At 60.5% G+C, this 6144-nt stretch carries 6 protein-coding genes; 1 reads left to right on the forward strand and 5 read right to left on the reverse strand.

What is annotated here, in order from left to right; genetic code table 11:
• Positions 1-228 precede the first annotated feature (228 nt).
• The 3 genes from C6P64_RS18220 to C6P64_RS12885 form a co-directional block, all read right to left on the reverse strand.
• Positions 229-390: a hypothetical protein gene (locus tag C6P64_RS18220; protein ID WP_170073101.1), complete on the reverse strand. Its 162-nt coding sequence runs from the start codon at positions 388-390 to the stop codon at positions 229-231.
• A 180-nt stretch (positions 391-570) separates the two neighbouring features.
• A complete protein-coding gene (locus C6P64_RS12880) occupies positions 571-1623 on the reverse strand; it encodes a ParB/RepB/Spo0J family partition protein (RefSeq protein WP_105748971.1) in 1053 nt (350 codons plus the stop codon).
• Between the two features lie 2 nt (positions 1624-1625).
• Complete coding sequence (locus C6P64_RS12885; RefSeq protein WP_281257967.1) at positions 1626-2645, reverse strand: ParA family protein; 1020 nt, start codon at positions 2643-2645, stop codon at positions 1626-1628.
• Between the two features lie 1073 nt (positions 2646-3718).
• Here C6P64_RS12885 and C6P64_RS12890 point away from each other — a divergent pair.
• Entirely contained in the window at positions 3719-4996 is a 1278-nt protein-coding gene (locus tag C6P64_RS12890; protein WP_170073102.1) for a replication initiation protein, read from the forward strand.
• A 212-nt stretch (positions 4997-5208) separates the two neighbouring features.
• On the opposite strand, the gene C6P64_RS17995 is transcribed toward C6P64_RS12890, so the two are convergent.
• Both C6P64_RS17995 and pgk read right to left on the reverse strand, forming a co-directional pair.
• Positions 5209-5400: a hypothetical protein gene (locus tag C6P64_RS17995; RefSeq protein ID WP_146115923.1), complete on the reverse strand. Its 192-nt coding sequence runs from the start codon at positions 5398-5400 to the stop codon at positions 5209-5211.
• Between the two features lie 218 nt (positions 5401-5618).
• Positions 5619-6144, reverse strand: a 526-nt coding sequence (gene pgk, locus C6P64_RS12895; protein ID WP_105748974.1) for a phosphoglycerate kinase, incomplete at its 5' end; no start/stop codon positions are given.

Here is a 6144-nt window from a genome sequence, read left to right on the forward strand (position 1 = left end):
CGATTGCGTTAACAGGCCCTAACGGTCCAGTAGCGATCGAATAGCGATGAATTGCCATTCCACAGCGATCCAGTTCGGCTGCGCTGCGACCCCGAGTTCATACGTATGAACTTCGTCCCCTGCCTCGGCAGCCGCCTCCAGAGTCAGTTTGGGGGTGGCTAGGCTGGGCCGCCGGGGTCACGATCTTGCCTGGCTGCAACTGAGCGGGACCGCGTTCGCAGTGGCCATTCACTCAGCCGCGCGCAGGTCTTCCACCGTGAGCCCGTAGCGCTTCATGGTCTCGATGATCTCCGCGATGGCCGCCAGCTTTTCGGCCTCGGGATCTCTTTCGGACTGGGCAAAGAAGGCGCTGGCTTGATGCAGCAGGTCCTCGAACCGTCTGTCAGTCAAGGGCTCCTGCCGAGTGGGAGCTGATGAAGCCGGCCTGCGCTGAACTCGATTGGAGCGCATTTTCATGTGATTGTTGATGGCCTGTAAGTCGCTGCAGAGCTGATGCCCTGGCAGCCTGATACGCGCGGCAATATGCCCAGCTGGCGCCTGGCGGAGTTCATACGTATGAACTCTTGCTGCTCAAGCCTGGCCAGGATCGGTCCCCTGATCCGCCACAGGCAACTGTTCAACCGTCGCTCCGGAGAACTCGACGATGCCCCGCTCACGCAGGAAGGTCCTGAGTTCTTCCAGCAAGGCGGCCTGGCGCTCGGGCTGGTCAATGTGGAGCTCGAGCTGGACCGTGTCACCGCGGCCGCGCAGGAAGCCTTCCGGATAACGGAAGTTCGCTCCGGTCTTGAGCACGGTGCGCGGCTTGTGTGCCAGAAAGGTTTCGACCTGTGCCTTGAGCCACTTGAAGGTCTTGTCACCCGCCGCAAAGGCCTCGGCGATTCGAGCCGCCTTGACCACGCCAGGATCACTGGCCGCCGCGTTGGCAGGACACAGGCGCGCGAGTTGTGCCCCCGCGTTGTAGCCGAAGAGTTCTGGCGCCTTCTCGATCTGCTGCACCACGACGGCAGGCAGTTGGGCCAGCGCCTTGTACATGCTCAGGCGGTTTTCCGGGATGCCGGTCAGCGTCGATACCTGCACGGCGGACAAGCCCGTTCCCTTGAGCTTCTCGAAGAACATCGCGCGGTCGAGATCGCAATGCTGCTTGCGACCCTCGTTCTGCTGATAGCCGAAAATTGCCGAATCCACATGGGTGAGACCCTGGTGGACCTCGGCACGCAAGGTCTTGAGCGTGCCATGGACCAGACAGGCCTGGACCCGGGTCCAGCCATCGCAGATGATGTAGCGCCCTGGCCGGGCCGGGTTGGGCGTGACATGGATCGGATCATGCTGGCCCTGGGTGCGCAGATCGTCGGCTCGCGCCTGGATCATTTCCGGCGTGTAGACGGCGCGCGGAGCCAGCGGGTTGGGATCGATCAGGTCGACCGCGATGTACCGCACGGCATGGGCCGCAGGCGACGGCAATTCAGCCGCCACCCCAGGAGCAAGGGCCTGTGAGCCGAGCAGGGTGCCAGTCTTGCCAGTGGCCACTGGAGCCGAGAAGTCAGCCAGATCCTGGACCGGCGTGGCGGCCACGACGGCACCGGACTTGACCAGTCCCGACAACTTGGGAGGAATTCTTGCCATGATTATGCGGATGCGGGAAGACCGGGCTGGGTGATGTTGAAACTGCGAACCAGGCTCTTGGCGACATCGAAGATGGCAGCTGCGCCGACCGAGCTCGGCTCGACTTCAACCAGGGGCGCCGCATCACGGTTGCCAGGATTGAGCTGGCGGGCAAAGCCGGTGAACTGCGGGATGATGGAGTCGTTGAGCATGGCGCCGTACTTTGCGTAGAGGAAGCCCATCGACTCCCGCACATGCTTGAGCGAGGGGTGGTACTTGTTGATCACCACCTCCATGCCGACCTCGGCGCCGGTGACGGTGTTGATCTCGGCCAGGTTGGATGCCAGCGAGTCCAGCGCCCGCAGGCAGCTGCCTTCCGGCTCGACCACGGTCAGCACCTTGCCGGCTTCCTTCGCGGCATAGGAGAACGCCAGTCCGATGGGGGTTGTTCCGGGGGCCGTATCGACAAAGATCACGTCATAGTGCCGCGAGAGGAAGGCCGCATTGCGGTTCAGGAACAGGTGGGCCCTTGCATGGCTGGCCATGACAGTGACCAAGCTGGCATCGGACTCGGCCAGCGTGATGTCGGAAGGAATCAAGTCCAGGAAGCCCCCTTCGTAGATGTGCACGATGGCGTCAGGCAGGTCCTGGTCGGGTTCCTTGTCCGCCTTGGGCTTGGTCAGGAAATGGCCGATATGCGTGATCTGCGTGTCGTAAGACGCTGTCTCGACGCCCAGCAGGTTGGAGGCCGAAGCCTGGGGATCGGCATCGATGACCAGCACGCGGTATCCCATCATCGCCAGCGTGGCGGCAATGTTGACGCACAGGCTGGTCTTGCCAACGCCTCCCTTGGTCATGCGAGTCACCACCAGCGCCGGGAAACGGCTTGCTGCCGATTGAAGCTCGTCGCTCGTCGGGACGTCCAGTCCCGCTGCATGGTAGCGGGCAGCCATCATGTCGGCAGGCAGGTAGCGCATGTGATGCTGGCCTGCCGGTTTTTCACGGCCTACCAGCTCCTGCAGCTTCTTGGGCGTGATCTCCATTCCGCACAGGGCTATGGCAACTGATGTTTTGAACTCTACGGCTCGCGGCATTTTTGACTTCCAAGTCTTCGATAGGTTCCTATCATACCTGTCTCAATGATGCTTAGGAAGTTTTTTATATTTTTTCATGTAAAAACTTTTCAACTCGAGCAAGCGGTGTCCGGGTCCCGATGTCTCGGTTTGCTGTCGCTAGTTCCCCATGAAGTCTCACGCTTGATATGCAGGTCATGCTATTTTCTTAATGAAATCAAATACATGGCTGTTTTTCTTGCTGGTTGGATCAACTTCACTGCAGTATTGAAACATACAGCTTGATAACAGTTGACGTTGAAAAAATTTGTTTTAAAACAAACGCTTATATATATTTCCCGGAGTATTCATAGGGAGCTACGAGGGGGTGAAGTGAGAGCTTGTAGGGAGCTAGTCGACTCACATGTGAGACTTCATGGGGAGCTAGGCACGATCCGTGAGCTTTTCTAGGGAGCTAGCCTGTGGATAACTGTGCCCCGTTGCCCGGACGTGAGACTTTGTAGGGCACTACGAGCCCTTTCGATGAACTTGCGTGAGCTTTTATGGGGATCTAGGCTCTTGATGTGTACTTTCATAGGGAGCTAGCCCCATGAAACGTGAGCTTTTGTAGGGAGAAAGGCTTTTCTCCTCGATGCCTGTTGCCAGCCTAGATTGGAACGACCTGCATTCACGGATCGACATGGCATGCGGGCTGAGCGGCATCTTGATGCGTGAGCCTTGATGGGGAGCTACGAGCTGCCAGCCATTTGTGAGGCTTTGTAGGGAGCTAGGAAGGCATTTGGCTTCCCATGTGAGGGTTTATAGGGATCTATGGCCCCTGTCTTGCCCATTTGAGTGAGAACCCATAGGGCGCTACAGGCTTCCAGTGTGTGCATGGTGAGCTCTTGTAGGGAGCAAGCCGGACTGGACTTTTCACTGCTGCATAGGTGAAATACCTGATCTCACGTTCATGAAACTCCGGTACGATAAGTGAATTTGAGAAATCACGTGTAAGCCTGAACATGGCAACTCGCAAGAAATCAGAGACTGGTACCGAGCTTGAAGTGCTAGAAGCCAGCAGCCGGGAGTTCCGCAAGGCCAACAGCGCCGTTGGTGTACGGGTCAAGTCGGGGCCGACTCTCACCATGATGGGGCGACGCATCTTCAATGTGCTGCTCTACCATGCGCAGAAGCAGGGCAACCCCGGCAGCAATGCGCCTTCCGCCTGGGATGCCTGTCCGAATCCGGAGGATTACTTCTGGATCCCCTCGGGCGACTTGGCCCACGATTCCTCCTGGGGCAGCAAGGACCACAAGATGCTGATCGCTGGTCTGCAACAGCTGCAGACCACCCTGGTCGAGTCGGATGACCCGACCGGTCGCTTCACTTCAGTCCAGCTGATCGGTACCGTGCATGTGCTCAAGGGCTCCGGCCGGCGACCGACCTTGGTCGGCTGGGAGTTCCCGCGCAGCACCCGGGACATTCTCAGCAATCCGGACTTCTACACCAAGCTCTCTATCTACCACCTCACCTCGCTCAAGACGGTGGCCGGAACGGCCCTCTACGAGATCGCCAAGCGCTATCTCACCAACGTGGGCGGCAAGACGGCACGCCAGCACTGGCACTGGTGGCATGACACGCTGACCGGAAAGCCGGTCGGCTCCGTCAAGTTTCCCGAGTTCCGCTATTTCAAGCGCGATACCCTCAATCCGGCCATCGAGGAGGTCAACCGGACCGATATCCGCGTCGAGTTGATCGAGACCAAGAAGGGTCGCAGCGTGACTGACCTGCAGTTCCTGGTGTCCTTTTCCCAGCAAGCCACGTTGGAGCTGCCACCGGCACCGGTCGTCGATTCCGAGCTGCTCGACCGGGTCAAGGCGCTTGGCTTCACCGAACGCCAAGCCATTGATCTGCTGTCCCAGCATGAGGACGCCTACCTGCGCTCGACCCTGGAGCTGGTGGAAGGGCGCATGGCGGACCTGAGCAAGCCTGCCCTGGCTTCGCCAGCCGCCTTCATGCGAACCGCGCTCAAGGACAACTACCTCTCGGCCAAGCAGAGGATCAAGAGCGAGGCTCCTGCGTCCAAGCCGAAGAAGACCCCCAGTCGGGCCCAGGCCGTGGCCGACCCTGCCGAGGACAAGGAGCGCAGTGCCAGGCTCGATGCGGCAATCGCCAGTTTCAATGCCATGGCGGCTGATGAGCAGAACGAGTTGCTGGTCCAGTTCCATGCTGCCTTTCCGATGGCCAAGCGTTATCGGCGCGATGGCAAGCCGTTCCGCTCGACCTTCGGCGAATGGTTCAGCCGCCGTGACATCCCCGACGCCCAGACTTCATTGGTCTGAACTTGTTCATGGGTGAGTTCATACGTATGAACTCCTCCCAGGCTGCGACCTGCGAATGACGAGCGTTCCCGGTGCCACGATGGATGGCGATGGCAGGGTCATGCAGCGTCATCGATGTCGGCTCGCAGCCCTCCCATGCCAGCACAGCCAGTGGCTAGCTCCCCACAAGAACTCACCTGTCGAGGCCAGATCCATGTCGCGGGATGCCGGGCTCAGCCATGAGGCTTGCCGATCCGCATGGTGCTGGCCGATGGCTTTCCATGGGCTGGCCGGCGCTGGACAGGCTGGCCTGCGTCCGGCGCCGTTGAGCGTGCTGAAATCATCCGCCGATGCGGCAGCTTCACCAGCCGCAGCACGAGGAACCCATGGCGATCATCCTGGCCCGACAGGTTGCAGGAGTTCATACGTATGAACTCATCGCGGTCCGAAGGAGCAGCAGACAGCCCGGATTCCCTGGATGGAGCAGGGCGAAGGCAGTTCCAATGGATGTTACTTACGCATGAGAAAGTGCTTCCCGGGGCGAGATGGACAATCGACGCGCACCGGCTTGACGGTGCCGAGTTCATACGTATGAACTCGTGCATGCCAATGGCGAGGTGAAATTGGGTGGGTCTGCCTGATATCAGGTGGCTCGGCGTGCCAGCACCTCGAAAGCTGGCAACACCTTGCCTTCCAATACCTCGAGGAAGGCGCCGCCGCCGGTGCTGATGTAACCGACCTGGTTGGCGATCTGGTACTTGGCGATCGCGGCCAGGGTGTCGCCGCCGCCGGCGATGCTGAAGGCCTGGCTTCGGGCGACGGCCTGGGCAATCGTCCGGGTGCCGTTCTCGAACGCGGCGAACTCGAACACACCGAGCGGGCCGTTCCAGACGATGGTGCCGGCCGCCTGCAGCTGCTCGGCCAGCCGGGCTGCAGTCTCGGGTCCGATGTCCAGGATCAGGTCGTTGTCGGCCACTGCACTGGCCGCCTTGGTCACGGCTACCGTATCGGCGCCGAAGCTCTTGGCCGTCACGACGTCGACCGGGATCGGCACCTCGGCGCCGCGGGCCTTCATGGCCTCGATCACGGCCCGCGCCTGCTCGACCAGGTCGGGCTCGGCCAGGCTGTTGCCGATCGGGTGGCCGGCGGCCAGCAGGAAGGTGTTGGCG

It is taken from the genome of Malikia granosa (genome assembly GCF_002980595.1).
Classification (GTDB): Bacteria; Pseudomonadota; Gammaproteobacteria; order Burkholderiales; family Burkholderiaceae_C; genus Malikia; species Malikia granosa.

Coding starts and splice junctions, on each gene's coding strand:
- C6P64_RS12880 (WP_105748971.1), bottom strand. CDS start 1,623: ATGGCAAGAATTCCTCCCAAGTTGTCGGGACTGGTCAAGTCCGGTGCC.
- C6P64_RS12885 (WP_281257967.1), bottom strand. CDS start 2,645: ATGGAGATCACGCCCAAGAAGCTGCAGGAGCTGGTAGGCCGTGAAAAA.
- C6P64_RS17995 (WP_146115923.1), bottom strand. CDS start 5,400: ATGAACTCCTGCAACCTGTCGGGCCAGGATGATCGCCATGGGTTCCTC.